The following is a 26,599-nucleotide window of genomic DNA, read 5'->3' on the forward strand; positions in this document are numbered from 1 at the left end:
TCTCCCAGGCTTGGCCGATTATCTCTTCTTGAACGGCGCCATGCCGAGGCGGGCAAGCTCGTCGGCGCGCTCATTTTCCGGATGGCCGGCATGGCCTTTCACCCAGTGCAGCGTCACCTTGTGCTTGTTGCGCGCTTCCTCAAGCTGCTGCCAGAGCTCGGCATTCTTCACCGGCTTCTTGTCGGCGGTCTTCCAGCCGTTCTTCTTCCAGCCGAAGATCCACTTGGATATGCCGTCCATCACATATTTGCTGTCGGTATGAAGGTTGACTTCGCACGGCGTTTTCAGCGCGTTCAGCGCGGAGATCGCCGCCATCAGCTCCATGCGGTTATTGGTCGTCTCGGCCTCGCCGCCGAACATTTCCTTTTCCGTGTCGCCATAACGCAGGATGGCGCCCCAGCCGCCCGGGCCGGGATTGCCGGAACAGGCGCCGTCGGTGAAAATATCTACCTGCTTCATGATGCGGACAGTCTTTCTTCAGTCAGCCCGTATTCGGTGGCCGATGTAATTTGGCGGTGGAAGCGCAGCTTGCGTAGATATTCGAGCGGGTCCTTCTTGACGACCAGCGCGCCGGCCGGCGTCGTCAGCCAGTCGTAGAGCCGCGTCAGGAAGAACCGCAGCGCCGAACCGCGGGCGAGGATCGGCAGGGCCTCGATCTCGCCTGCGTCGAGTGGACGGACGCTCTGGTAGCCTTCGAGCAGCGCCTGGCCCTTGGTGAGGTTGTAGGCGCCGTCCTTTTCGAAACACCAGGCATTCAGGCAGATCGAGACGTCATAGGCGAGCAGGTCGTTGCAGGCGAAATAGAAGTCGATCAGGCCGGACAGTTCGTCGCCGAGAAAGAAGACATTGTCCTGGAAGAGATCCGCATGGATGACGCCGGCGGCCAGGTCCTTTGGCCAGTTCCGGTCCAGGTGATCGAGTTCCGAGGAGATTTCGTCCTGCAGGCCGGTTTCGACCTCGTCGGCGCGCGCGGCGGACTTTTCCCAAAGCGTCTTCCAGCCTTCGACGGAAAGCGAGTTTGGGCGCGTCAGCTCGAAATCCTGGCCGGAGAGGTGCATCCGGGCGAGCGCCTTGCCGACCTCGCGGCAATGTTTCGCCTCCGGCTTCCTCAGCCACATACCTTCGAGGAAGGAGATGAGGGCGGCGGGCCGGCCGGACAGGGTGCCGTAGAGATTTCCGTCGTTGCGCGGCAGGGGCAGCGGGCAGGACAGGCCGCCAGCCGCCAGATGCTGCATCAGGCCGAGGAAAAACGGCAGGTCACGCTCATCCGTCCGCTTTTCGTAAAGCGTCAGGATCAGCGGATCGCGGGTCGTGTGCAGCAGGAAGTTCGAATTCTCGACGCCCTCGGCAATTCCCTTGTAGGAGGTCAATTCGCCGACATCGTACTCGGTCAGGAACTGCTTCAGGTCGTCTTCGGTGATATCGGTGTAAACGGCCAAGGTGTCATCCCGCTTGATTCTGCCGCGCAGATAGGTGATGGGGCTTTCCTAGCGGCTCGCCCGGCCCTTCGCTAGAGGCCGGGGCGTCCGAAGCTGAAATCGGACCACTCTATCGTTTTTTCAGGCTTCGCCGGGCTGCTCCTCACCCATTCACCCAGGCCATGTCATCAACCGTCAGAGGCACGCCGCGCAGCTCGCGGTTGACGAGGAAGTTTTCGGTTTCCTCCGCGGTGATCGCGAGCTCGATCTCGGCCTCGAAACGCTCCTTGAAGGCGGCGATGATCTCGTCGACGATGACTTCCGGGGCGGAGGCGCCGGCGGAAAGGCCGAGCGTGCCGATTTGGCCGATCTCGTCCCAATTCAATTCGGAGGCGCGCTGCACCAGGAGGGAGCGCTTGGCCCCTGCCCTCAGCGCCACTTCGACCAGCCGCTTGGAATTCGACGAATTGGGAGCACCGACGACGATAAAGAGGTCGCAGCCGGGGGCAGCTTCCTTGACCGCTTCCTGGCGGTTGGTGGTGGCGTAGCAGATGCTGTCGGCGGAAGGCGCCGTGAGGTTCGGGAAACGCTCCTGCAGCTTGGCGATGACGCCTGCGGTATCGTCCACCGAGAGCGTCGTCTGGGTGACGTAACCGAGGTTGTCCGGATCTTCAGGGACATAGGCTTCCGCGTCGGCGATCGTGTCGATGAGCGACACCGTGCCCGGCGGCAGCTGGCCCATCGTGCCGATCACTTCCGGATGGCCGGCATGGCCGATCAGCACCACATGGCGGCCGAGGCGCTGGTGGCGCATCGCCTGCTTGTGGACTTTCGAAACCAGCGGGCAGGTCGCGTCGAGATAGAAGAGATTGCGGGCCTCGGCATCCTCGGGCACGGATTTCGGTACGCCATGGGCGGAGAAGACAACCGGCTGCTCGCGATGTTCGGCCGGGATCTCGTCCAGTTCCTCGACGAAAACGGCGCCCTTCGCTTCGAGACCCTCGACCACATAACGGTTGTGGACGATCTCGTGGCGGACATAGACCGGCGCGCCATAGGCTTTCAGCGCCAGCACGACGATCTGGATCGCCCTGTCGACACCGGCGCAGAAACCGCGGGGGCCGCAGAGGCGGATCTTGAGCGGGCTTTTTTCAGGTATGGATGATGCCATCAAATCAGGACGCCAGGACTGTCAGCACGAGAGCGAAAATGGCCGGACCGCGCTGGATGAGCAGGATACGCGGCTTGACCGACCACGCGCCATATATAGCGGCAATGATCGCGCACACAAGAAAGAAGAGCTTCAATTGGAAAGCGAAGGCAGGATCGCGTCGCGCACCATGTCGTCGAAACGCACGGGAAATCACGCCTGCCCTCAAGGCCCATAAAGCTCCGATCGCCTTCTTATGACGTCACGCTTATGACGTCACGGAAGCGCGTCGTAGCCCGGGCCGAAGCCGGTGAGCTCGATCGGAATGCCGACCCGGTCCTGATCTGCGGATTCGCGCAGGGCAAAGACGGCAGCCTTGCCGGCGCGCAGGATGCGCATCAGTTCCTCGTCGATCTCCACTTCCACATAACAGCCCTCGGAGAAGCAGCGGGTGAAATAGGCGCGGCCGATATTGTTGTTGTCGACATAGAGTTCCATGCCGTCCTTCAGGAGCACGCCGAGCGGCGCGAGGATGCGCAGAATGCGCGCCTTGCGGTCGGCGGTCTTCAGCACCACCACCGACAGGCCGACTTCCGGCCGGTCCTCGGCGATGACGTTCTGCATCAGCGCGCACTGGTCCGCGGAAGCGCCGGCCGGCCGGTCGCAGATGATCGACCATGCGCCATGGTTCTCGCGCACGTTGCCCGGGGGCTGCGCCTGCTGCCCCGGAGGCTGCTGGGCCTGCCCGCCGTTCGGCGCCGGCCGGGGTGCCTGCGGTCCCGGCTTGGCGCCCGGTGCCGGAACGGGGGCCGGCTGGGGTGCAGCGGGCCGCGGGCCGGGTTGCGGCTGCTGCGCGAACGCGGGAAGCGAAACGGCGGCTGCAAGCATCACGGCTAGACCGGCGCAGATCAGGGAGGGACGACCCATGGAAACCTCTGGAAGACGAATCAGTGCGGCTATTCTTGTCGTTCACTAGACGAAATGAAAAGCCCTGACCTCTTTCCAGTGGAGTACGGCGAAAGTGGGACCCGCCGGGCCACGTGGCCCAGCCGTCACTTTTATCGGGAAAAAGCCGGATTTTGGCCCTCGTACGGTCTATAATGACGCGGCCGGAGATGTGGAAGGCCGTTGAAATACGATGTCGGCCGGGTCGAAAAAGCGAGCTACAGCCCCTGATTATCGCGGGATTCCGGGCTTATCCCATAGGCGCAAAAATGCCGCACGGGCTTTTCCCGCCAGATATTGCGGCGGCAGGCAAACTGTGATTGAAGCAGACCATATAGCTTGGATTCTGCGTTCGGTTTGATCGAGATCAGACGCATGGGGAGATATGTAGTGATGAACAGGGCTTTTGCAGTGATGACGGCGCTCATCTGTCTGCTCTTTGCTTCCGCAGGTTTTGCGGACCAGCCGCATCCGTGGCAGATTGACTTCCAGGCGGCAGCAACGCCGATCATGCACCAGATCCGCTGGTTCAACCACTATACGCTGTGGTTCATCGTGCCGACCACGCTTTTGGTTCTGGCCCTGCTGGTCGTCGTCGTCGTCAAGTTCCGCGCCAGCGCCAATCCGGTACCATCGCGGACCAGCCACAATACGGCGATCGAGATCATCTGGACGCTTGGCCCGGTTCTCATCCTCTTCTTCCTCGCCATTCCCTCCTTCAATCTCCTGAATGCCCAGCTCGAAATTCCGGAATCGGACATGACGGTCAAGGCCACCGCCACCCAGTGGCAGTGGAATTATGAATATGAAGGCACGCCGGCGCCGGTGGCCTTCGACAGCTTCATGCTGAAGGACCAGGACCGCGCCGCCGCCGGCAAGACCGATCCTGCCGTCTATCCGCGTCTTCTCGCCGTCGACAACGAAATGATCATCCCGGTCAACAAGACCGTGCGCGTGCTGGTGACCGCCGCTCCGTCCGACGTCATCCACGCCTTCGCAATGCCGGCTTTCGGGCTCAAGATCGATGCCGTTCCGGGCCGTCTGAACGAGACCTGGTTCAAGGCCGAGAAGGAAGGCCTCTATTACGGCCAGTGCTCCGAACTGTGCGGCAAGGACCACGCGTACATGCCGATCGCCATCCGCGTCGTCTCGGAAGACAAGTACAAGACCTGGCTCGCAGCTGCTGCGACCGACCTGCCGGGCGCCTACAAGGCTCTCGTGGCTGCGGTCGACAAGCCTGCCGGCAATTTTGCCGTCGCGGCAAATGAATCCAAGTAATACGGAGGAGTGAGGACAATGGCTGGACATTCCGCTCACGACGATCACGCTCATGCTCGCACCTCTCACGATGATGCGCATGCCCACGACGATCATCATGATCATTCGCACACGCCGACCTTTGCTCAGCGTTGGCTGTTTTCGACCAACCACAAGGACATCGGCACGCTCTACCTGATCTTCGCGATCTTCGCGGGCATCGTCGGCGGACTTCTGTCGGTCGCCATGCGTATGGAACTGCAGGAACCGGGCATCCAGATCTTCCATGGTCTGGCCTCGATGGTCTACGGCTTCCAGGGCGACGCCGCGATCGACGGCGGCAAGCACATGTTCAACGTGTTCACCACCGGCCACGCGCTGATCATGATCTTCTTCATGGTCATGCCGGCGATGATCGGCGGTTTCGCCAACTGGATGGTGCCGATCATGATCGGCGCGCCGGACATGGCCTTCCCGCGCCTGAACAACATCTCCTTCTGGCTGATCGTGCCGGCCTTCCTGCTTCTGCTGCTTTCGATGTTCGTCGAAGGTCCGGCGGGTGCTTACGGCGTCGGCGGTGGCTGGACCATGTATCCGCCGCTCGCGACCATGGGTCATCCGGGTCCGGCCGTCGACCTGGCGATCTTCTCGCTGCACGTCGCCGGCGCATCCTCGATCCTCGGTGCGATCAACTTCATCACCACGATCCTCAACATGCGCGCTCCGGGCATGACGCTGCACAAGATGCCGCTGTTTGCCTGGGCCGTGCTGGTCACTGCCTTCCTGCTGCTGCTCTCGCTGCCGGTTCTGGCGGGCGCTATCACCATGCTTCTGACCGACCGCAACTTCGGCACGACCTTCTTCTCGCCGGAAGGCGGCGGTGACCCGATCCTCTACCAGCACCTGTTCTGGTTCTTCGGCCACCCGGAAGTGTACATCCTGATCCTGCCCGGTTTCGGCATCGTCAGCCACATCGTCTCGACCTTCTCCAAGAAGCCGGTCTTCGGTTATCTTGGCATGGCCTATGCCATGGTCGCGATCGGCGCCGTCGGCTTCATCGTCTGGGCCCATCACATGTACACGGTCGGCATGTCGCTCGATGCACAGCGTTACTTCGTCTTCGCGACGATGGTCATCGCGGTCCCGACCGGCATCAAGATCTTCTCCTGGATCGCGACGATGTGGGGCGGCTCGCTGACCTTCTCGACGCCGATGATCTGGGCGATCGGCTTCATCTTCCTGTTCACCGTCGGCGGCGTCACGGGCGTCCAGCTCGCCAATGCCGGCCTCGATCGCTCGCTGCATGACACCTATTACGTCGTGGCCCACTTCCACTACGTTCTGTCGCTCGGCGCGGTCTTCGCCATCTTCGCGGCCTGGTACTATTGGTTCCCGAAAATGTTCGGCTACATGTACAGCCAGCGGATCGGCAACCTGCATTTCTGGGTCATGTTCATCGGCGTCAACCTGGTGTTCTTCCCCCAGCATTTCCTGGGTCTCGCCGGCATGCCGCGCCGTTACATCGACTATCCGGATGCGTTTGCCGGCTGGAACTATGTTTCCTCCATCGGCTCCTACATCTCCTTCGTCGGCGTTCTGATCTTCCTCTATGGCGTCTGGGAAGCCTTTGCAAAGAAGCGCATCGCCGGCGACAATCCGTGGGGCGAAGGTGCGACCACGCTGGAATGGCAGCTTTCTTCGCCGCCGCCGTACCACCAGTGGGAACAGCTGCCGCGCATCAAGTAAGCGCTCAATCCTTGAAAAAGGGCATCGCGGCAACGCGATGCCTTGAAATACCAAGCAGGACGGTTCAATGACGGTTATGGACAATCACGACGCTCTCGGCACCGATGGAGGCTCACGCCTCTCGGAAGCGAGTGCGCGCGATTTCTTCGAGCTCCTGAAGCCGCGGGTGATGTCGCTCGTGGTCTTCACCGCATTCGCCGGTCTCATTCTCGCGCCAGGTCAGATCAATCCGGTCCTCGGCGTGATTTCCATTCTCTGCATCGCGGTCGGCGCCGGCGCCTCCGGGGCGCTCAACATGTGGTACGACGCCGATATCGACGCGATCATGACCCGCACCGCCAAGCGCCCGATCCCGGCCGGCCGCATCCTGCCTCAGGAAGCGCTTGCCTTCGGCCTGACGCTCTCGGTCTTCTCGGTCGTCATCCTCGGCCTTGCAGTCAACTGGTTCTCGGCCGGCCTGCTCGCCTTCACGATCTTCTTTTATGCCGTCGTCTACACGATGTGGCTGAAGCGCTCGACGCCGCAGAACATCGTCATCGGCGGCGCCTCCGGTGCATTTCCCCCGATGATCGGTTGGGCCTGCGTCACGGGCGGCGTGTCGCTCGACAGCATTCTCCTGTTCCTGATCATCTTCCTGTGGACGCCGGCGCATTTCTGGGCACTCGCGCTCTTCAAGATGCGCGACTACGGCTCGGTCGGCGTGCCGATGATGCCCAATGTCGCAGGCGAGGCCTCGACCAAGAACCAGATCATCGTTTATGCGGTGCTGACCGCGGTGATCGCGGTCGCCCCCACCCTCACCGGCCTTGCCGGCCTCGGTTACGGCATCTTCGCCGCCTTGCTCGGCGCGATCTTCGTCATCTGTTCCATCGCCGTCCGGCGCATGCCCGACGGCGATGAGAAGATGATGCCGGCGAAGAAGATGTTCGCCTATTCGATCTTCTATCTCTTTGCGATCTTCTCAGGCCTGCTGGCCGACCGGCTGCTCGCGGGACTGCCGCACCTCGTGGGAGGTCTGCTGTGATGGAAAAAATCAAGCTCAGCGAAGCTCAGAGGAAATCCCGCCGCAACCGCAATATCGCGCTTGGCATCGTTCTCGCCGGGCTCGTGGTCCTCTTCTACATCATGACGCTGGTGAAAATCGGCGGAGTCGGGAACTAGGGTGGAGCGATGACGGACGTCAATCAGAACGGTCAGGCAAAGCGGGTCAGCAACAGCGCGATCTTCGCCGGCTGCGCCGTTTTCGTGGCCGGCATGGTCGGCGCCGCCTATGCTTCGGTCCCGCTCTACCGGCTGTTCTGCCAGGTCACCGGCTATAACGGCACAACCCAGCGCGTCGAGCAGTATTCCGACAAGATCCTGAACAAGCCTATCCAGGTGACGTTCGACGCCAACATCTCGCCGGGCCTGAACTGGGAGTTCAAGCCCGCCAAGGCCGTCAACCCGAAGATCGGGGAGACCGTGCAGATCGAATACACGGCGACCAACCGGTCGTCCAAGCCGACGACGGGCAGTGCCGTGTTCAACGTGACGCCGATGGAAGCGGGCGCCTATTTCAACAAGGTCGAGTGCTTCTGCTTCACCGAGCAGACGCTGCAGCCCGGCCAGTCGGTTCAGATGCCGGTGGTGTTCTTCGTTGACCCGGAGCTCGCCACGGCCCAAGAGACCAAGAACATCAAGACGATCACCCTGTCCTACACCTTCTATCCGAGCGAACCGGGCAAACCGGTTGCGGCTCTGCCGGAAGGCTCGAAGGCAGGCGCCCCGAAGACGGGCGCCCAGAACACAGGCGTGGGGAAACTTTAAGAGGGTTCGCCGGTTTTCCGGCGGAGCAGGCATTCATCCGGGGATTCTGACATGGCCGACGCGCATCAGAAAAATCACGACTACCACATCATCGATCCGAGCCCGTGGCCGATCCTGGCTTCGCTCGGCGCCTTCGTCATGACCTTCGGCGGCGTCGCCTACATGCGCTATCTGAAGGGCGGCGAGTTCCATCTTTTCGGCCTTAACTGGGCGAGCCCATGGTGGTTCTACGGCGGCCTGGCGATCATCATCTACACGATGATCGGCTGGTGGACGGACACGGTCAAGGAAGGCAATTCGGGCGCTCATACCCGCGTGGTTTCGCTGCATCTGCGCTACGGCATGATCATGTTCATCGCTTCGGAAGTGATGTTCTTCGTCGCCTGGTTCTGGGCCTTTTTCGATGCCAGCCTCTACGCCAACGAGGCGATCCAGGCGACCCGCGTCGAGTTCCTCGGCGGTCAGTGGCCGCCGAAGGGCGTCGAGGTGCTCGACCCCTGGCACCTGCCGATCTACAACACGGTCATCCTGCTTCTGTCCGGCACCTGCGTCACCTGGGCTCACCATGCGCTGCTGCACGGCGACCGCAAAGGCCTGATCAGCGGTCTGGCGCTGACCGTCGCACTCGGCATCCTGTTCTCCTGCGTCCAGGCTTACGAGTATATCCACGCTCCGTTCGCGTTCTCGAACTCGATCTACGGCGCGACCTTCTTCATGGCGACCGGCTTCCACGGCTTCCACGTCCTGGTCGGCACGATCTTCCTGGCTGTCTGCCTGCTGCGCGCGATCAACGGAGGTTTTACGCCCACCCAGCATTTCGGCTTCGAGGCCGCCGCCTGGTACTGGCACTTCGTCGACGTGGTGTGGCTGTTCCTCTTCTTCGCCATCTACATCTGGGGTGGCTGGGGCGCACCGCTCGCCCATTGAGCCAGGGGACATGAATTCCGGGAGGGCGGCGACAAGCCGCCCTTCTGCTTTTTGAGGACTGGAACGAATGGCAACCAAGGCTCCCTCGCCAACCGCATCGGATAAGAAGCCCGCCCGCGGCCGTGGCCGGGTGATCGCGACCGCCGTCGTGGTGCTGGCGGCGCTCGCCATCCTGCTGTCGCTCGGCACCTGGCAGGTGGAGCGGCTGCATTGGAAGGAAGGCCTGCTCGCCGATATCGCTCAGCGGCGGGCGGCGGCGCCCGTCGCGCTTTCCGATATCGAGGCGATCAAAAAATCCGGCGGCGATATCGAATACCGCCGGGTATCGGTCACCGGCACGTTCGACCATGCCGGGGAGCGGCATTTCTTCGCGACCTTCGGCGGCCAAACCGGCTTCTACGTCTATACCCCGATGATGCTTGCCGACGGCCGCATCCTGTTCGTCAACCGCGGTTTCGTGCCCTATGAGATGAAGGACCCGAAAACCCGTACCGCCGGGGAGGTTGCCGACCAGCAGACCGTCACCGGTTATGCGCGGGTACGGCTTGGCGAAAAGCCGTCCTCGATCGTCCCGGACAACGATCTCGCCAAGAACATCTTCTATTGGAAGGATCTCGACGCCATGGCCTCCACCACGGGTATCGATGCGTCGAAGGTCGTGCCGTTCTTCGTGGATGCCGATGGGTCGATCGTCAATCCGGGCGGCTGGCCCAAAGGCGGCGTCACCCAGTTCGACCTGCCGAACAGCCACCTGCAATATGCCGTGACCTGGTACGGCCTTGCCGCGGCCCTCGTTGCCGTCGTCATCGGCATGATCTTCCGCCGCAAACACGCCTGAGCCCGCAGGATAGGCTTGCTTCGGTCCCTCCCCGGACCTACATCGGTTGGAGCAGAGCGCGCGTCTTCATAGGGCAGCGCCGAAGGAGCACCCATGAACACCGACCTTCTCAACCTTTTCGACTGCGACGAGACCAAGCTGCGCTCGATCCTCTCCGAGGCGCTTACCGGCGCCGATGACGGCGAGCTTTTCGTGGAACATGCCCAGGCGGAATCGCTGACCTTCGACAACGGCCGCCTGAAGGGCGGTTCGTTCAACACCGACCAGGGGTTCGGGCTGCGCTCGGTCGCCGGGGAAGCGGTCGGTTATGCCCATGCAGGCGAGCTCTCGGCGGCAGCGCTGTCCCGCGCCTCGGATGCGGTGCGGGCCGTCACCGCCGGTTATTCCGGCTCCTACGCGGCGGCTCCCCAGCGCACCAACAAGAAATATTACGGCGACGAGAACCCGATCGGCAGCCCCAGCTTCGAGGAGAAGGTCAAGCTGCTCACCGACATCGACGCCTATCTGCGCTCCAAGGACGACAAGGTGCGGCAGGTGACGGCAACGGTGTCCGCAAGCTGGCAGGTGGTCGACATCCTGCGCGCTGATGGCCACCGCGTGCAGGACATCCGCCCGATGACGCGCATCAACATTTCCGTCGTCGTCGGTGACGGCGACCGGCAAGAGAGCGGTTCGTTCGGCACCGGCGGCCGTATCGGCTTCGGCGATTTCGTGACGGAAGGCAACTGGCAGACCGGCGCCGACGAGGCGCTGCGCCAGGCGCTCGTTAACCTGACCGCCATCGACGCTCCGGCGGGCACGATGGACGTCGTGCTCGGCTCCGGCTGGCCGGGCGTGATGCTCCACGAGGCGGTCGGCCACGGGCTGGAAGGCGATTTCAACCGCAAGAAGACCTCGGCCTTTGCGGGCCTGCTCGGCGAGATGGTCGCGGCCCCCGGCGTCACCGTCGTCGACGACGGCACGATCGACAACCGCCGCGGCTCTCTCACCATAGACGACGAAGGCACGCCATCCGCCTACAACGTGCTGATCGAGAACGGCAAGCTCGTCGGTTACATGCAGGATCGCCAGAACGCCCGGCTGATGGGCGTTCAACCGACCGGCAACGGCCGCCGCCAGGGTTATGCCTATACGCCAATGCCGCGGATGACCAATACCTACATGCTCGGCGGCGACAAATCGCCCGAAGAAATCATCGCCTCGGTGAAAAAGGGCATTTACGCCGTCTCCTTCGGCGGCGGCCAGGTGGACATCACCTCGGGCAAGTTCGTGTTCGGCTGCACCGAGGCCTACATGATCGAAAACGGCAAAATCGGCCCCGCCATCAAGGGCGCCATGCTGATCGGCAACGGCCCAGATGCGATGCGCCGCGTCTCGATGGTCGGCAACGACATGAAGCTCGACACCGGCATCGGCAATTGCGGCAAGGGCGGCCAATGGGTCCCCGTCGGCGTCGGCCAGCCGCATCTGCGGATGGACCAGGTGACGGTGGGCGGGACGAAGGCGTAAGGCCTCATGCCGACGCCGGTCGAGATCGTCGATTACGACCCTTCCTGGCCGGCATGTTTTGCGGAGGCGGCGCATGGGCTTGCGGCGCTTCTCGGCGACATGGTCGTTTCGATCGACCATGTCGGCAGTACCTCCGTACCGGGCCTCGCCGCCAAGCCGCTGATCGACATCGACGTGACACTCCGCTCGACCACCGACATTCCGGCCTCTTCCACCCTTCTTCATTCTCTAGGATACGAGCCGCGCGGCTCAAGGCATGGCGACGGCGTCTGGGCGTTTCTGCTCCGCGGAGAGCCGGGACAGCGCGTCTATCTCTGCCCGCCGGACAACGAGACCCATCGGAAACGAATGCTCTTTCGCGATCGGTTAAGAGCCGATGCCGATCTGGCCGCCGCCTACGAGAGATTGAAACGGGACCTTGCCTTGGAATTCCCGCTAGATGGGGACGGATATACGTCGGCCAAAAGCGAATTCATCCGAGCCGCCATGGGAACGACCACGTCGGTAAAACTCTCATCCTGAAATTCCCGATGCGAGACGGCGGGCAGTAAACCTCACCCCTCATCCGGCCTGAACAGCCATTTCCGCTCGATCGCCGCTGCCAGGTCGATCCGGTTGTTGCGGGCAAACAGCAGGACGTGGCCGAGAAGATCGGCCGTTTCATCGCCGAGGTCGCGGGCGAGATCCTCGTCGCTCCTGCCCTTCTTCCGTCCGCGGCCGGTGGCGCGGTTCCAGGCCTGGGTCAGTTCGCCCATCTCCTCCTGCAGCTTCAGGAGAAACCAGTCGGAATCGCGGACCATCCCATGGGTTTCGGCGTAATCCGCGGATGCGGCCTCGAACTGTTCGGTAAGTTTGCCCAGCATGGCGTTCTCCTTTTGTATCCACAGGAGAATGCCGATTCCCGCGCCGTGTCCATAGGGTTTGCTTGACACCCTCATCCAAATCCCGGCAGGTGCGGGCCACTCGATCCCATCTGCATACGGCATTTTTCATGGATTCCGCCAACCCGATTTCCGCTTTGCTGGACGCATGGATACCGGGCCATGGGACGGCACAGCTCGTCTTTCTTTTCCTCTCGGCGCTGATCGCCGGGCTGGCGCGCGGGTTTTCCGGTTTCGGCGGCGCGTTGATCTTCGTTCCGCTCGCCGGTGCTGCCGTCGGGCCGAAGATCGCCCCTGCCCTGCTGCTGGTCATCGACGGTGTGACGACGCTCGGCATGGTGCCGGACGGCTGGAAGCGCGCCAACCGCCGCGAGGTGGGCACGATGCTGATCGGGACGCTGATCGGCGTGCCGGCCGGAACGACGCTGCTGGCGGTGATCGATCCGACGGCGCTGCGCTGGCTGATCTCGGTCGTTGTGCTCTTTCTGCTGATCTTCCTGATTTCCGGCTGGCGTTACCACGGCAAACCAAGAACGCCGCTGACGATCGGCGTCGGAGCGCTTGCCGGCCTGTTCGGCGGTGCCGCGCAACTCTCCGGGCCGCCAGTCGTCGCCTACTGGCTCGGCGGCGCCATCCCGCCGCTCACCGTGCGCGCCAATCTCATCCTCTATTTCGCGCTTTCGACGGTGATCTCCGCCACCGCCTATATCGTCGGCCACCTTTTGACCCTCGACGTTCTTGCGCTCGCACTGATCGCCGGGCCGGGTTATGGCCTCGGTGTGATCGCCGGTTCGAAACTGTTCGGTTTTGCCTCCGAGGGCACCTTTCGGCGCATCTGTTTCCTGCTGATCGCCATGGCGGCGATCGTCAGCCTGCCGCTTTTCGACGCGCTGCGGCCCTGAGCAGGATTCAGCACAGCATTATTCAGCAAGGCTTAACCCGTCCGGCAGTAGGGTCGCCCACTACGAAGTAACGTGGGCGTGATCGCGGTGGGGAATACCAGGGAGAGGTTTCAGGCGCTTTGGCGCCGGGATATCAAACGCCGGCTTGTCGCCGGTGGCCTCGACATGGCTGCCGCACTTGCGCGTGCCGGAATGATGCCCAACGCCCGGGGCCACGGCGCCATATTCACGCTCCACCATGTGCGGCCGAAACAGAGCCGGTCGCTGCAGCCGAGCGGGCATCTGGAAGTGACGCCGGATTTCCTCGGCGAAGCGATCGAGCGGCTTTCGGCCGAAGGATACGAATTCATCCCCTTGAGCGACGTGCCGGCACGGCTTGCCGCGCCGACCAAGCAGCCGTTCGCCGCCTTCACGCTCGATGACGGCTATCGCAACAATGCCGAATACGCGCTGCCCGTGTTTGCCCGCCACGGCGTGCCCTTCACCATTTTCGTCACCCGCGGATTTGCCGAGCGCAGCCATTCGCTGTGGTGGGAAACGGTCGCCGAACTGCTCGGCCGCGAGCGGGAAGTGACCTTCGATTTCGGCGGCGGTTCCGAAGTCCTCGACCTCACCTCCGAAGCCCGCAAGTTCGACGCCTTCGACCGGTTTTCCAGCTATGTCCTCGAAGTCGAGGAGTCCACCGCCGTCTCGCGGATCGACGCGCTGGCGAGAAAACACGGCGTCGATCCGCTGAAGATCACCGCCGACCTCACCATGAATGCCGAGGAGCTCCGCTCGGTCGCCGCCCATCCGCTGGCTTCGCTCGGTGCCCATACAATAAGCCACCGCGCCGTCGCCCGGCTTTCGGCGGAAGACGCCCGGGCGGAAATGAAGCAGTCCGCCGACTGGATCGAGGCTTTGACCGGCGAACGGCCGGACACGATCGCCTATCCCTATGGCAGCCGCGCCGCGGTCTCCGAGCGCGACTGCGCGATTGCCAAGGAACTCGGCTTTTCGGTCGCGGTGACGACCCAGCCCGGCACGCTCTGCGCCAGATCCATGAACCGGCTTACCGGCCTGCCCCGCATCTCGCTCAACGGCTACTACCAGCAGCCGCGCTACGTCTCGGCCCTCGCCTCAGGCATCCCGTTCGCGATCGGGCGGTGAGAGCCACCCTCCCCTTTACGGATACATCCGCACCTTTTCCCACGGACCGTCGGCGACGGCGCGGCGGAATTCGATGCGGTCGTGCAGGCGGAACGGGCGGTCGTGCCAGAACTCGATCGACAGCGGCTTGATGCGGAAACCGGACCAGTAGGGCGGGCGCGGAATGTCGCCGATCGCGTAGCGCGCGGTGTACTCGGCTACCGATTTTTCGAGCGCGAAGCGGGTTTCGAGCGGGCGGGACTGCTTCGACGCCCAGGCGCCGATTCGGCTGCCGCGGGGGCGCGAGGCGTAATAGGCGTCCGCCTCGGCGTCGCTCACCACCTCCACCTCGCCGCGCAGGCGAACCTGGCGACGCAGCGATTTCCAGTGGAAGCACATCGCCGCCTTTTTCTGGCCGAGGATCTCGCGGCCCTTCTGGCTTTCGAAATTGGTATAGAAGACGAAACCGTTTTCGTCATACCCCTTCAACAAGACCATGCGAACGTTCGGCATGCCGTTTTCGTCGACGGTCGCAACCGCAACGGCATTCGGATCGTTGGGTTCTGAGCTCTCGGCATCCTTCAGCCAGGAACCGAAAAGCGCGAAAGGTTCGTTCTCGGCGGTGAAGTCACCAGTTGTTAACCCGCTCTCAGACATATTGAATAAAATACTCCCAATCTCATGAAAAATGCCCGAGTTTTTCAGTCGGACAGGACGCACGGTGGTAGTGATAGCAAAGTCGAAGAGCCGGACAAAGAGGTCGTTTCTCCTCGGCAGACGGGCAGCCGCCCTCTGCCTTGCAGGGCTTTCGCTTGCCGGTTGTACCAGCAGCCTCGATCTCTTCGGAAGCGCGCCCAAAGTCGACCGCTCGATCGCGACCGGCACCGTGCCTAGCGCGTCTCAGCCTACCGGTGCGACGCTTTCCGACGAGGCGACGGTGCGTAACGCCGTCTCCTCGGCCGATCTTGCCAAGGTCGGAGCGGCCTCAGTTCCGTGGGCGAATACCACGACCGGCAGCGCCGGCGTCGTCTCGCAAATCCGCGAGGCCCGCAACGGCGAGCAGATCTGCCGCGCCTTCACCACCACGCGGCATTCCTACGAGGGTATCGCCATGTTCTCCGGCCAGACCTGCCTGACCGGCAGCGGCGACTGGATGCTGACGGCCTTCGACCGCCAGTAGTCGCGGCCGCCCCTCCCCCAAAAACCGACGCGTTGCAAAATCCGTTTCAGGCATTTCCGTGAAAGCCCGCGGAAACCATTCGTTTACCTTAATGAGTACGACTGGCTACCGCGTAACCACTGATTCACAAGTCCTAACATAGGCTCGCCTGATGTAAGCAGTAATCTGTCCGGAACATGAGGAACCGGCCGATGGCTGTCGGAGTTGTGACGAGTATCGGGGGTCCAAGGATCAAGCGGGGGCCTGCCGTTTCAAGTAACCGGTGGTCCCACAATGCGTGATCCCTATTCTCTTCTCGGCGTGAAGCGCAATGCCGAGCCCGACGAAATCAAGGCAGCCTGGCGCGCCAAGGCCAAGACCGTTCATCCCGACCAGAATCAGGACGATCCGTCTGCGACGAGCCGTTTCGCAGAGATCGGCCAGGCCTACGAGGTCCTGAAGGATCCCGAGCGCCGCAAGCGATACGACAGGGCCGCCGAGATGCACCAGACCATCATGCAGCAGCGCAATGCCGCCCGCGAAGCCGCCGAGCGCGCCAAGGCCGCAAAGGCCAACGCCGAAAAGGTCATGGAAGAACTCGCCAAGACCAATGCGCAAAACGCCAAACCCCAGGCACAGGGACAGGCGCAGGCGCGCGGCCAATCGCAGTCCCAGTCCCAGGCCCAATCTCAGGCTCATCCTCAGAACCAATCCGGCCCGGCAGGAGAAACGCCCGAGGACATGATCGAGCGTATCTTCGGCGCCGCGGCGGCCGACCAGGCAAAATCTCACACGGGCGGCTCGGCACCGGCGAACGGCGATTCGACGGAAACGGCCAAGGCAGATGCATCTGGGAGCGAAAGACCGCCCCTGCCGGCGCTTGCCATCGACCTGATCGCCTCCATCGTGCGCCGCTTCCGCGGCACGACGCCTGCTCCCGAAAAGGCTCCGGATATTTCCGTCGAGGCAACGGTGACCTTGGAGGACCTCCTGAAGCTCAACGCGGTCACGCTGAAGATGGCCGACGACCGCGAAGTCCGCCTTGTGCTGGAAAAAGGCATGACGGAAGGCCATGTGGCGCGGCTCAAGGGCCAGGGCCTCAAGCTCGCCGGCATGAAATCCGGCGATCTTCTCGCCTCGATCAAAGTTTCCCGCGACAGCCGTTTCCGCGTCGAGGGTTTCGATCTTCACACGACCTTGTCGATTTCGCTCGAAGACGCGGTGCTTGGCGGGGACGCGTCGGTCGAGACGCCGGAAGGCAACCGCAGCATCAGCATTCCGGCATGGTCCGGTTCCGACCAGACGGTCCGGCTGAACGGCCTGGGCCTTCATGACGATGCCGGCGGCCGCGGCGATCTCGTCGTCGAACTGCGCGTCGTCCTGTGGGAAAAACCGAACGAAAAGGTCACCGACCTGATGCGGCACATGCGTCACGGGCTGTATGTCTGACGGCATCGTCTAGTATGACAGTTTTGCGTCGGTATTCACCGCTAAGCACCCTTTGTTACGGCTACTAACACGAGATGATCCAAGTCTGCTTGAACCCTTGAGCCGCCTATGTCATAGGCAGCGTTCATCTAAGGTATCAGGGGACTATGAATGGTTCAGGCTTCCGGCCTCATGGCAGGCAAACGCGGTCTCATCATGGGCGTTGCCAACAATCGTTCGATCGCGTGGGGCATTGCCAAGGCCATCCACCAGCATGGGGGGGAAGTCGCGTTCACCTACCAGGGCGATGCACTCAAGAAGCGCGTTGAGCCGCTCGCCGCCGAGTTGGGCGCCTACATGGCCGGCCATTGCGACGTCGGCGACGAATCGACCATCGACGAGGTTTTCGACAACCTCGAAAAACACTGGGGCAAGATCGACTTCCTGGTGCATGCGATCGGCTTTTCCGACAAGGACGAGCTGACCGGCCGCTATGTCGACACCTCGGCGGACAATTTCGCCAAGACGATGCAGATTTCGGTCTATTCCTTCACGTCCGTCGCAAGGCGGGCGGAAAAGCTGATGACCGACGGCGGCTCGATGCTGACCCTCACCTATTACGGTGCCGAAAAGGTCATGCCGAACTACAACGTCATGGGCGTTGCCAAGGCGGCACTCGAAGCCAGCGTCAAATATCTCGCCGTCGATCTGGGTCCGAAGAACATCCGTGTCAACGCGATCTCGGCCGGGCCGATCAAGACGCTTGCCGCTTCCGGCATCGGCGACTTCCGCTACATCCTCAAATGGAACGAATACAATGCGCCGCTGCGCCGTACCGTCACCATCGAGGAAGTGGGCGATGTCGGCCTTTATATGCTGTCCGACCTGTCGCGTTCCGTCACCGGCGAAACCCATCATGCCGATAGCGGTTACCATGTCGTCGGCATGAAGGCCGTCGATGCGCCGGACATTTCGGTCATCAAGGACTGATGCTGTTCCAGGGACGTCTGCCGTGCTCATCTACATGATCCGCCACGGGCAGACGGACTGGAATGCCGAAGGCCGGCTCCAGGGCCAGCAGGATATTCCGCTCAATACGCTCGGCCGTTCTCAGGCAACGCGGAACGGCGAGCGGCTGCGCGAGATGATCGGCGCGGCGGACGGGTTTCGCTTCATCGCCAGCCCCCTGTCGCGGACCCGCGAAACCATGGAACGGCTGCGCACCGCCATGGGCCTCGATCCCCTCGCCTACGGGACCGACGAGCGGCTGATCGAAGTCTCCTTCGGCGACTGGGAGGGCCACACGCTCGAGGAAATCAGCCATGTTTCTCCGGAGCGATTGAGCGCGCGCGCCGAACAGAAGTGGAGTTTCATCCCGCCGGGGGCGTCTGCGGAGAGCTATGAGATCCTCTGCTGGCGGATCGGCGCCTGGCTGCAATCCCTCGACGGTCCGACCGTCTGCGTCAGCCATGGCGGGGTGATCCGCTCGCTCTTCCGGCTGATCGGCAACCTCGACGAGGACGAGGCCGCCACCGTTCCGACCCCGCAGGATCGCATCCTCGAGGTCGATACCCGCAACAACCGGATACAATGGCTCTGAACTGCGCCAACCCTGCGCATCGGATATTCTAAATTATACTTCGCTAAATCTTCAGTCTTACTGGACGATCTGAAGGTCGTCGACGACGCGGTTGCCATCGACAACCGTGTAGAAGACCAGCACTTTGACGCCCGCCTTCAGGCCTTCGAAATTGAACTCCTCGGGCACCTTATAGGTCTTTCCGTCGTCCAGCGTGAAGTTGAGCGCCTTTGCGTCCACGGCCTTGATCGTGGCTTCGACATCGGCACTTTGCGCCCAGCTGTTGAGGGGCGAAAAGACGCTGGCCGTGGCAAGCAGAGCAGCAATCAGGATGCGCATGGTCGAAAGCCTTGATGAGGTCGATGATGTCTCGTTTCGACGCACAGATAGCCTGCTGATTGTGGCGAAAATCGCCCGGCACCATGACATTTTCCGTATAAGTAATGAGCTGATAGTTAACGCTTTTCGAGAACCGAATGCCGCCTTGCGGCCGAGCCAGTCACGCCGGCGAAATTATTCAAAGTATTCGTACAATAAATCGCGCCAAAGTTTGTAGGGTGGGATGAAAGCGTAAATTAACCCCCTCCCCATAGGCTGTTCCGTCATGCCACAGGGGTTAATGAGAAGGTTCGCGCGCGTGAAATTCTGGCCGTCGTCCGGTTCCAAGTCACTGCGCCTGGCGCGCAGCACCAAGACGCCGACGGCAATCGCGTTCGTTATCGCCCTTACGGTGATCTCGACCGGCGTGATCGTCGACCAGCGTTATACCGAGGGCTTTCGCAGCGACCTTCGGGCGACGACGGAAAACGTTGCCGGCCTGTTGGCACGGCGCCTCATTGCGCGCGTGGAGACCGACACCGCCGCCGCTGGCCATCTGGCTCACGCCCTGAGGGAGGACGCCGAAGGCTCGGTTGATGAGTTCAAACATTACGTCGACAAGGAACTTGGCGAGGCGACGCATTTTTCCGGCGTCGCGGTCGCGCCCAATTTCGAGTTTCCCCAGGTCATCACGCGCGACGGCGTTGCCGGCGGCACGCCACGCAAGATCGACAGGATCGATGTGCCACGCCTTGCAGACGACCTGAAATCCGTCAACGGCCGGAACCGTGTATCGCTGCTGAGCGGCAGCCAGGAGGGACACCTGACCCTGGTCGTGCCGGTGCCGAAGGAAGAGGACGGCACCGACCTGTGGGGCGCCATCGCCGTGCTGATCGACAAGCAGGGCCTGATGGAAGCTTCCGGCGTCACCTTCTCCCCCGCCACGGCGATGAAACCGAACCTGATTAATCTCGAGTGGCTGAATGTCGTCCTGCGGGACGTGGACCGGCCGGAATATTTCGCCTTCTTCGGCAATGATTCCATCGAGGACCAGTCTCCGATGAAATGGACGGTGCCGATCGGTGGTGCCAACTGGACGCTCCTCGCCGCCCCTCGTTCCGGCTGGGACATCGTGCCGCCCAATCAGCTCGTGATCCGCCTCGCCCTCGTGATTGCCGCACTCGCGGTGATCGTGCCGATCTTCATCGCCACCTCGCTGATCTCGGAGCGCAACCGCAATATCGAGGCGCTGAAGGCGCGTGAACTCAATCTGATAGAGCTATCGCAGCGCTTCAACCTTGCCATGGAAGCTTCCAATATCGGGATCTGGGAGGTGACCGGCAACAGCAACAGTCTCTTCTGGGACAGCCGAGCCGCCGGGCTGCACGACAAGCCGGCTGCAAGCGAAGGCAATCGTCTCTACGACTGGCTCGGATCGATCTATCCGCCCGATCGGACGGCGGCGGAGACACATTTCCTCGACTGCGCCTCCGGCAACATGCCTTGCAGCGAGACCTACCGCGTGCAGTTGCCGGACGGCACTCTGCGATACCTGAGGTCGGCGGGTGCAAACTATCGCAATGCCGACGGTACGCTACGCACCACCGGGATTGTCTGGGACGTCACCGGCGACGTGGTATTGACCCAGACGCTGCGCAACGCCAAGGAAAATACCGACATCAAGAACGCCGAACTGGAGCTGGCGCTCGATGAGCTGTCAAACCGCGAGCAGGACCTGGAAGAGCTGTCGACCAAGCTGGACCTCGCGCTCGACTCCTATAACTGCGGCATATGGGAATCAAACCCGGCAACCCGGGTCGATACCTGGGATGCCCGCATGTGCCAGCTGCACGGCATCCCCTTCACCAACGGCTTCGTCCGGGTCGATGACTGGATCGAGCTTATCCATCCCGACGACCGGAAGCTTGCCAAACTCAGCTCCTATCATTTCACGGAGAACTTCCGGCCGGATCCGCTGGTCGTGCGGGTGCCCCAGCCGGACGGCTCGATCCGCTACATCCGCTCCATCGGCAAGATGCACAAGACGCGCGACGGATCCAAAAAGGTGGTGGGCATCGCCTTCGACGTCACCCAGGATGCCATCCTGACCAGGGAACTCAAGGCTGCCAAGGACGAGGCCGACGCGAAAAACGCAGAACTCGAACTCGCCAAAAGCCGGATAGAGCACAATTCCCTGCATGACCCGCTGACACTGCTGGCCAACCGTCGCAAGCTCGACATCGAACTCGACCGGCTGTCGCGCTCCAGCCATACCGAGCGCCAGAAATTCTCGATCCTGCATCTCGATCTCGACCGCTTCAAGCAGATCAACGACACGCTCGGTCATGCGGCGGGCGACGCCATGCTGGTGCACGCTTCGCGCATCCTGTCGCGCAACGTCCGCGGCAGCGATATCGTCGCACGTATCGGCGGCGACGAATTCGTGATCCTCGCCTCCGGCAATTCCGGCGCCGAAGAGATAGGCCAGCTCGCCCAGCGCATCATCTCGGAATTTCACCAGCCGATCGATTTCGAAGGTTTCGCCTGCCGCTGCGGCGTATCCATCGGTATCGCCCAGGCAAGCGGCATGAACGTCGATGCGCGCCGTACTCTCGTCAATGCCGATATCGCGCTCTACCGGGCGAAGGGCATGGGCCGCAACCGATACGAATTCTTCACGCAGAACCTGCAGGCCGAGATCGTCAGCCACAAACGCACTGCCGACGAGGTGCTGGCCGGCATCGACAACGACGAATTCATCGCCTTCTACCAGCCGCAGTTCGATGCCCGTACCAACCAGCTCACCGGTGTCGAGGCACTGATCCGCTGGAATCATCCGCATCACGGGATTCTTGCGCCCGACCGGTTCCTGAAGATCGCCGAAGACCTCAATGTGTCTGCCGCGCTCGACCATATCGTGCTCCAGACGGTCTTGAAGGACAAGATGCGCTGGGCGGCGCTCGGCATCCGGATACCGAAGGTTTCCGTCAACGTCTCTTCGAAGCGGCTGCATGACGAAGCGCTGATCGACACGCTGCAGACGCTGGCGATCGTGCCCGGCGAGATCTCATTCGAACTGGTGGAATCGATCTTCCTCGACGAGAGCGAAGCATCGGCCGCCGGCAATCTCCAGCGGATCAAGGAACTTGGCATCGATATCGAGATCGACGATTTCGGCACCGGCCATACCTCGATCGTCAGCCTTCTGAAGCTGAAGCCGAAGCGGCTGAAGATCGACCGCCAGCTGGTCATGCCGATCCTGACCTCGCCGCAGGAACGGGCGCTGGTGCGCTCGATCATCGACATCGCCCGTTCGCTCGGCGTCGAAACGGTGGCGGAGGGGGTCGAGACCATGCAGCACGCGAGCCTTCTGCGCGAACTCGGCTGTGACCTGCTCCAAGGTTATGCCTTCGCCCGGCCGCTTTCCTTCGACGATTTCACCGCAGCCGCGCATGCGGGCTGGCGCAAGGCAGCAGCCTAGAGCCACCATTGTTCACCAATCCCGCTGCGACTGTTCTGCCAAGAAAGACTTGTCGCCCGGCAACCTTTTCCATATGACAACCGCGTCAGAAGTTGGCGGAAGGCCAGCTCCGCCACAGCTGGTCCTGTAACGCCATGTCGCACAACACTTTCGGTCACCTTTTCCGCGTCACCACCTGGGGTGAAAGTCATGGTCCGGCACTCGGCTGCGTGGTCGACGGCTGCCCGCCCGGCATCCGCTTCACGCTTGCGGAAATCCAGGCCTGGATGGACAAGCGCAAGCCCGGCCAGTCGCGGTTCGTAACGCAGCGGCGCGAGGACGACATCGTCAAGGTGCTCTCCGGCGTGATGATGGACGCCGATGGCGAGACGATGATCTCGACTGGCACGCCGATCTCGATGCTGATCGAGAATACCGACCAGCGCTCCAAAGATTACGGCGAGATCGCCCGCCGCTACCGTCCCGGCCATGCGGATTATACCTATGACGTCAAATACGGCATCCGCGACTATCGCGGCGGCGGCCGTTCTTCGGCCCGCGAGACGGCAGCCCGCGTTGCCGCCGGGGCGCTCGCCCGCAGGATCGTGCCGGGCGTGCAAGTCCGCGCTGCGCTGATCCAGATCGGCAAGCACAGAATAGATCGCGCCAACTGGGACTGGGATCAGGTCGGCCAGAACCCGTTCTTCTGCCCGGACGCGGCGATGGTGCCTGTCTGGGAAGACTATCTCGACGGCATCCGCAAAGCCGGTTCCTCGATCGGCGCCGTGGTGGAGGTGATCGCCGAAGGCGTGCCCGCCGGTCTCGGCGCTCCGGTCTATGGCAAGCTCGATCAGGATATCGCCAGCCTTCTGATGTCGATCAACGCCGTCAAGGGCGTCGAGATCGGCGACGGTTTCGGCGTCGCAGAACTTTCCGGCGAGGAAGACGCCGACGAGATGCGCATGGGCAATGACGGCAAGCCGATCTTCCTCTCCAACCATGCCGGCGGCATTCTCGGCGGCATCTCGACCGGCGAGGCGGTGGTCGCCCGCTTCGCGATCAAGCCGACCTCCTCCATTCTCACCGAGCAGCGCTCGATCGACGTCGACGGCAACAATGTCGAGGTGCGCACCAAGGGCCGCCACGACCCCTGCGTCGGCATCCGCGCCGTGCCGATCGGCGAGGCGATGGTTGCATGCGCGATTGCCGATCACTATCTCCGCGACCGGGCCCAGACGGGGCGAAATCTCTAGGAACAACACCCATGGCCTATGATCAAAAGCGCGTCGTCGACGCCCTCCGCGCATTCGAAGCCGGCGAAATCGTCGTCGTCACCGATGACGACGACCGCGAGAACGAAGGCGATCTGATCGTCGCCGCGGTCCACTGCACGCCCGACAAGATGGCCTTCATCGTGCGCCACACGTCCGGCATCGTCTGCGCGCCGATGCCGCGCGAGGAGGCCAAGCGGCTCAACCTCAATGCCATGGTAGCGGAAAACGACAGCGCCCATACGACCGCCTTCACCGTCACCGTGGACTTCAAGCACGGCACGACGACCGGCATTTCCGCCGAGGACCGGACGCTCACCGTCCGCAATCTCGCCAATCCGAATGTCGGCGCGAGCGATTTCGTGCGGCCCGGCCACATTTTCCCGCTGATCGCCCGCGAAGGCGGCGTGCTGATGCGCTCCGGCCATACGGAAGCGGCCGTCGACCTCTGCAGGCTCGCCGGCCTTCCGCCGATCGGTGTCATCTGCGAACTCGTCAATGACGACGGCACCGTGACGCGCGGCCAGCAGGTTACCGACTTTGCCGCCAAACACGGATTGAAGCAGGTTTCCGTCGCCGACCTGATCGCCTATCGCCAGCGCAAGGAAACGCTGATCGAGCTGCAGACGTCGTTCGACGTCGAGACGCCGCACGGCAAGGCGAAGGCGCATGCCTATTCGCTGCCCTGGGACCCGATGCAGCATGTGGCGGTGGTCTTCGGCGACATCCGCGACGGCGTCGACATTCCAGTCCGCCTGCATCTCGAAAACGTCACCCGCGACGTGTTCGGCACGCAGCGCTCGGTCGATCGTTACATGGCGAAAATCGAGGAAGAGGGTCGTGGCGTGATCATCTACCTGCGCGAAGGTTCGGTCGGCGTCGGCCAGAAGGATCATGGCCGCAAGCTGCGCCAGGACCAGGAGGGCCATGCCGAAGCCCAGGCCCGCGAGAGCGAATGGCTGGAGATCGGCCTCGGCGCACAGATCCTCAAGGATCTCGGCGTCACTTCGATCAAGCTTCTCACCCGCAGCGAGCGCCACTATGTCGGCCTCGAAGGTTTCGGCATCAAGATCGCCGAGACGGTGATCTGTTGACCGCCCTCAATCCTTAGGGTTGTAAAAGGTTTCGTACCGTTCCATCGTCGCTCGTTGTCGGGCGGCGATTTTTCGTGTACGGATAATAGTTGAAGATCATTTGGGACGAGACGAAGCGGCTGGCGAATGTCGAGAAGCACAATCTCGATTTCGCCGATCTTTATTTCGATTTCTTTCTGACCTCAGCCATCGTGCCAGCACGAAATGGCCGGATGAAAGCCATTGGTCGCCTGAAAGACGGCGTAGTCGCAGCGATCTTCGTGAAACTCGGTTCGGAAGCGCTGTCGGTCATTTCGATGCGTCCCGCCCGAAAGGATGAAAGGAGCCTGATCGAATGAACATCAAGGCCCAGAAACAGAAAGAATTCCAACCCGGCCGTGGTTACACCAAGGAAGACTGGGATGAAGTCTCCGACAATCCTCCCTGGACGGAGGAGGAATTGAAGAGCGCCCGGCCCTTCAGGGAGGTGTTTCCCGAGATCGCCGCAAAAATGGAACAGGCGATCGCCGCTCGCGGCCGACCGAAGGTCGAGGCGCCGAAGGTGGCCGTGACACTCAGGCTCGATCCGGACGTGCTCGAAAAATTCAAGGCGTCCGGCAAGGACTGGCGCGCCAAAATGGCCGAGGAATTGCGCAAGGCAGCCGGCCTCTGAGACGGTCTATCGGCCAGCAGCCAGAATCTGCTCGATGAAGCGGTGCGCCTTGAGCGCATCCTCGCCGGTGACGCGCAGCGGTGCACCGGTTCGAACCGCATCGATGAAATTCCCGATCAGGGCCCGGTGCATCTCGTGGCCGAAGGCCATAGGATTGGCGCCGGCCCCGCTACCGGAATTCTGGCCGCCCTCGGTGACGCTGATGCCGTCCATGAAGGCGGCCTTCAGCGTATCGCCGGTCAGGACTGCCGTACCGTGGGTGCCGAGCAGCTCGATGCGTTCCGGCAGGCCAGGATAGGCGCAGGTGGTGGCGTTCAGCGTCCCGATCGCACCGTTTTCGAATGCGAAGGTCGCCGTCACCAGATCTTCGGTTTCCATCGCATGGATAGGGCTGGTGCGGACGAAGGACGAGACATCTTTCGGGGTACCGGCAAAGCTCAGCAGCAGGTCGATCGTGTGGATGCCCTGGGTCAGCAGCACGCCACCGCCATCGCGTGCCATCGTCCCGCGGCCTTCGACGTCGTAATAGCTTTGGGGTCGCCAGTTGCGGATCGCGACAGACGCCTCGATCAACTGCCCCAACCGCTCGGACTTGACGATCTCGTCGAGTTTCAGCGCCGCCGCGCGAAAACGGTTCTGCAGCACCATGGACAGCAACACGCCCGCTTGCCTCGCGGCGCCGACGATCGCCTCGGAGCGCTCGAACGAGATATCGAGCGGCTTTTCCAGCAGGATATGCTTTTTCGCCGCCGCGCAACGCTCTACGAGTTCCAGATGGCTGCTTGGCGGGGTGAGGATCAGCACCGCCTCGATCGTTTTGTCCGTAAAGATCGCATCGAGATCGCCGGTCGTAGGGATCGGGTATTGGCCAGCAAACGCTTCACGCCGGGCTGCCGTCTGGCTGAAAGCCGCGACGCATTCGATCCTGTCGGACAAATCGATCAGGGCGCGGGCATGGTGCCCCGCCGCCATGCCGAGCCCGATGATTGCTACTTTCAACTTCGTCATATTAACCTCCCGGTACACATAAAATATCGTTTGCGGCGAGCCGCCCCCTCATCCGCCTGCCGGCACCTTCTCCCGCTGGGGAGAAGAGACATGCCGAGCCGTCACTCCTCCTCCTCTCCCCAA

At 62.3% G+C, this 26,599-nt stretch carries 30 protein-coding genes; 20 read left to right on the forward strand and 10 right to left on the reverse strand.

Going from position 1 to position 26,599, the window contains the following annotated elements:
* Window positions 1-18: 18 nt before the first annotated feature.
* From rnhA to C5J26_RS32670, 6 genes are all read right to left on the reverse strand, one after another.
* Window positions 19-459, reverse strand: a complete 441-nt coding sequence (gene rnhA / locus C5J26_RS12030; RefSeq protein ID WP_105401973.1) for a ribonuclease HI — start codon at window positions 457-459, stop codon at window positions 19-21.
* The gene (locus tag C5J26_RS12035; RefSeq protein ID WP_105401974.1) at window positions 456-1,439 is read right to left on the reverse strand and encodes a homoserine kinase; all 984 of its coding nucleotides are present in this window, start codon (window positions 1,437-1,439) and stop codon (window positions 456-458) included. The genes rnhA and C5J26_RS12035 overlap by 4 nt, the downstream gene beginning before the upstream one ends.
* 142 nt (window positions 1,440-1,581) lie before the next feature.
* Window positions 1,582-2,589: a 4-hydroxy-3-methylbut-2-enyl diphosphate reductase gene (gene ispH, locus C5J26_RS12040; RefSeq protein WP_105401975.1), complete on the reverse strand. Its 1,008-nt coding sequence runs from the start codon at window positions 2,587-2,589 to the stop codon at window positions 1,582-1,584.
* Window positions 2,590-2,593: 4 nt separating this feature from the next.
* On the reverse strand, window positions 2,594-2,785 hold the full coding sequence (locus tag C5J26_RS33525; protein WP_256386078.1) for a DUF1304 family protein: 192 nt from the start codon (window positions 2,783-2,785) through the stop codon (window positions 2,594-2,596).
* A gap of 59 nt (window positions 2,786-2,844) precedes the next feature.
* Window positions 2,845-3,495 (reverse strand): invasion associated locus B family protein, encoded by a 651-nt coding sequence (locus C5J26_RS12050; RefSeq protein WP_105401976.1) that lies wholly within the window; start codon window positions 3,493-3,495, stop codon window positions 2,845-2,847.
* A 236-nt stretch (window positions 3,496-3,731) separates the two neighbouring features.
* Entirely contained in the window at window positions 3,732-3,941 is a 210-nt protein-coding gene (locus tag C5J26_RS32670; protein ID WP_172745837.1) for a hypothetical protein, read from the reverse strand.
* Between C5J26_RS32670 and coxB the strand changes: the two genes are divergently transcribed.
* The 9 genes from coxB to C5J26_RS12090 all read left to right on the forward strand — a co-directional run bounded on the left by coxB (window position 3,907) and on the right by C5J26_RS12090 (window position 12,118).
* Window positions 3,907-4,791, forward strand: a complete 885-nt coding sequence (gene coxB / locus C5J26_RS12055) for a cytochrome c oxidase subunit II (RefSeq protein ID WP_046631144.1) — start codon at window positions 3,907-3,909, stop codon at window positions 4,789-4,791. The genes C5J26_RS32670 and coxB overlap by 35 nt on opposite strands.
* An 18-nt stretch (window positions 4,792-4,809) precedes the next feature.
* Window positions 4,810-6,516 carry a cytochrome c oxidase subunit I gene (gene ctaD, locus C5J26_RS12060; protein WP_046664526.1) on the forward strand — a complete coding sequence of 569 codons (1,707 nt, stop codon included), beginning with the start codon at window positions 4,810-4,812 and terminating at the stop codon, window positions 6,514-6,516.
* A 67-nt stretch (window positions 6,517-6,583) separates the two neighbouring features.
* Window positions 6,584-7,540 carry a heme o synthase gene (locus tag C5J26_RS12065; protein ID WP_105401977.1) on the forward strand — a complete coding sequence of 319 codons (957 nt, stop codon included), beginning with the start codon at window positions 6,584-6,586 and terminating at the stop codon, window positions 7,538-7,540.
* Window positions 7,540-7,677, forward strand: coding sequence for a hypothetical protein (locus tag C5J26_RS32675; RefSeq protein WP_172745838.1), 138 nt, complete (start codon window positions 7,540-7,542; stop codon window positions 7,675-7,677). The genes C5J26_RS12065 and C5J26_RS32675 overlap by 1 nt, the downstream gene beginning before the upstream one ends.
* 9 nt (window positions 7,678-7,686) lie before the next feature.
* Window positions 7,687-8,322, forward strand: a complete 636-nt coding sequence (locus C5J26_RS12070; protein ID WP_105401978.1) for a cytochrome c oxidase assembly protein — start codon at window positions 7,687-7,689, stop codon at window positions 8,320-8,322.
* Between the two features lie 51 nt (window positions 8,323-8,373).
* Complete coding sequence (locus tag C5J26_RS12075; RefSeq protein WP_046664530.1) at window positions 8,374-9,249, forward strand: cytochrome c oxidase subunit 3; 876 nt, start codon at window positions 8,374-8,376, stop codon at window positions 9,247-9,249.
* 67 nt (window positions 9,250-9,316) lie between these two features.
* Window positions 9,317-10,087: an SURF1 family protein gene (locus C5J26_RS12080; RefSeq protein WP_206051177.1), complete on the forward strand. Its 771-nt coding sequence runs from the start codon at window positions 9,317-9,319 to the stop codon at window positions 10,085-10,087.
* A 93-nt stretch (window positions 10,088-10,180) separates the two neighbouring features.
* The gene (tldD, locus tag C5J26_RS12085; protein ID WP_046664532.1) at window positions 10,181-11,596 is read left to right on the forward strand and encodes a metalloprotease TldD; all 1,416 of its coding nucleotides are present in this window, start codon (window positions 10,181-10,183) and stop codon (window positions 11,594-11,596) included.
* 6 nt (window positions 11,597-11,602) lie between these two features.
* Window positions 11,603-12,118, forward strand: coding sequence for a GrpB family protein (locus C5J26_RS12090; RefSeq protein WP_105401979.1), 516 nt, complete (start codon window positions 11,603-11,605; stop codon window positions 12,116-12,118).
* A 32-nt stretch (window positions 12,119-12,150) separates the two neighbouring features.
* Here the strand turns inward: C5J26_RS12090 and C5J26_RS12095 are convergent, their stop codons facing one another.
* Window positions 12,151-12,459: a pyrophosphatase gene (locus C5J26_RS12095; protein ID WP_105401980.1), complete on the reverse strand. Its 309-nt coding sequence runs from the start codon at window positions 12,457-12,459 to the stop codon at window positions 12,151-12,153.
* A gap of 128 nt (window positions 12,460-12,587) precedes the next feature.
* Between C5J26_RS12095 and C5J26_RS12100 the strand changes: the two genes are divergently transcribed.
* Window positions 12,588-13,379 carry a sulfite exporter TauE/SafE family protein gene (locus C5J26_RS12100; protein WP_105401981.1) on the forward strand — a complete coding sequence of 264 codons (792 nt, stop codon included), beginning with the start codon at window positions 12,588-12,590 and terminating at the stop codon, window positions 13,377-13,379.
* A gap of 72 nt (window positions 13,380-13,451) precedes the next feature.
* Complete coding sequence (locus C5J26_RS12105; RefSeq protein WP_245441157.1) at window positions 13,452-14,528, forward strand: polysaccharide deacetylase family protein; 1,077 nt, start codon at window positions 13,452-13,454, stop codon at window positions 14,526-14,528.
* 15 nt (window positions 14,529-14,543) lie between these two features.
* On the opposite strand, the gene pdxH is transcribed toward C5J26_RS12105, so the two are convergent.
* Window positions 14,544-15,164 carry a pyridoxamine 5'-phosphate oxidase gene (gene pdxH / locus C5J26_RS12110; protein ID WP_105401982.1) on the reverse strand — a complete coding sequence of 207 codons (621 nt, stop codon included), beginning with the start codon at window positions 15,162-15,164 and terminating at the stop codon, window positions 14,544-14,546.
* 64 nt (window positions 15,165-15,228) lie between these two features.
* On the opposite strand from pdxH, the gene C5J26_RS12115 reads away from it, so the two are divergent.
* The 4 genes from C5J26_RS12115 (at window position 15,229) to C5J26_RS12130 (ending at window position 18,694) form a co-directional block, all read left to right on the forward strand.
* Entirely contained in the window at window positions 15,229-15,687 is a 459-nt protein-coding gene (locus C5J26_RS12115; RefSeq protein ID WP_046664537.1) for an RT0821/Lpp0805 family surface protein, read from the forward strand.
* Between the two features lie 273 nt (window positions 15,688-15,960).
* Window positions 15,961-17,115: a DnaJ C-terminal domain-containing protein gene (locus C5J26_RS12120; RefSeq protein WP_105401983.1), complete on the forward strand. Its 1,155-nt coding sequence runs from the start codon at window positions 15,961-15,963 to the stop codon at window positions 17,113-17,115.
* 150 nt (window positions 17,116-17,265) lie between these two features.
* Window positions 17,266-18,084 (forward strand): enoyl-ACP reductase FabI, encoded by an 819-nt coding sequence (gene fabI, locus C5J26_RS12125; RefSeq protein WP_046631120.1) that lies wholly within the window; start codon window positions 17,266-17,268, stop codon window positions 18,082-18,084.
* A gap of 22 nt (window positions 18,085-18,106) precedes the next feature.
* Window positions 18,107-18,694: a histidine phosphatase family protein gene (locus C5J26_RS12130; protein ID WP_105401984.1), complete on the forward strand. Its 588-nt coding sequence runs from the start codon at window positions 18,107-18,109 to the stop codon at window positions 18,692-18,694.
* Window positions 18,695-18,751: 57 nt separating this feature from the next.
* Here the strand turns inward: C5J26_RS12130 and C5J26_RS12135 are convergent, their stop codons facing one another.
* Window positions 18,752-19,012 carry a DUF1344 domain-containing protein gene (locus C5J26_RS12135; protein ID WP_037084286.1) on the reverse strand — a complete coding sequence of 87 codons (261 nt, stop codon included), beginning with the start codon at window positions 19,010-19,012 and terminating at the stop codon, window positions 18,752-18,754.
* Between the two features lie 298 nt (window positions 19,013-19,310).
* Here C5J26_RS12135 and C5J26_RS12140 point away from each other — a divergent pair, with 298 nt between their 5' ends.
* From C5J26_RS12140 to C5J26_RS12160, 5 genes are all read left to right on the forward strand, one after another.
* Entirely contained in the window at window positions 19,311-22,472 is a 3,162-nt protein-coding gene (locus C5J26_RS12140) for an EAL domain-containing protein (RefSeq protein WP_245441158.1), read from the forward strand.
* Between the two features lie 134 nt (window positions 22,473-22,606).
* Window positions 22,607-23,704: a chorismate synthase gene (gene aroC / locus C5J26_RS12145; protein ID WP_046664542.1), complete on the forward strand. Its 1,098-nt coding sequence runs from the start codon at window positions 22,607-22,609 to the stop codon at window positions 23,702-23,704.
* 11 nt (window positions 23,705-23,715) lie between these two features.
* A complete protein-coding gene (gene ribB / locus C5J26_RS12150) occupies window positions 23,716-24,816 on the forward strand; it encodes a 3,4-dihydroxy-2-butanone-4-phosphate synthase (RefSeq protein WP_105401986.1) in 1,101 nt (366 codons plus the stop codon).
* An 89-nt stretch (window positions 24,817-24,905) separates the two neighbouring features.
* Window positions 24,906-25,154 carry a BrnT family toxin gene (locus C5J26_RS12155; protein WP_105401987.1) on the forward strand — a complete coding sequence of 83 codons (249 nt, stop codon included), beginning with the start codon at window positions 24,906-24,908 and terminating at the stop codon, window positions 25,152-25,154.
* Entirely contained in the window at window positions 25,151-25,468 is a 318-nt protein-coding gene (locus C5J26_RS12160) for a BrnA antitoxin family protein (protein ID WP_105401988.1), read from the forward strand. Before C5J26_RS12155 ends, C5J26_RS12160 begins: the two co-directional genes overlap by 4 nt.
* Before the next feature lie 6 nt (window positions 25,469-25,474).
* Here C5J26_RS12160 and C5J26_RS12165 read toward each other — a convergent pair whose 3' ends face one another.
* Window positions 25,475-26,476, reverse strand: coding sequence for a Gfo/Idh/MocA family protein (locus tag C5J26_RS12165; protein ID WP_105401989.1), 1,002 nt, complete (start codon window positions 26,474-26,476; stop codon window positions 25,475-25,477).
* Window positions 26,477-26,599: the final 123 nt, after the last annotated feature.

The sequence above is a fragment of the Neorhizobium sp. T7_12 genome (genome assembly GCF_002968535.1).
GTDB lineage: Bacteria > Pseudomonadota > Alphaproteobacteria > Rhizobiales > Rhizobiaceae > Neorhizobium > Neorhizobium tomejilense.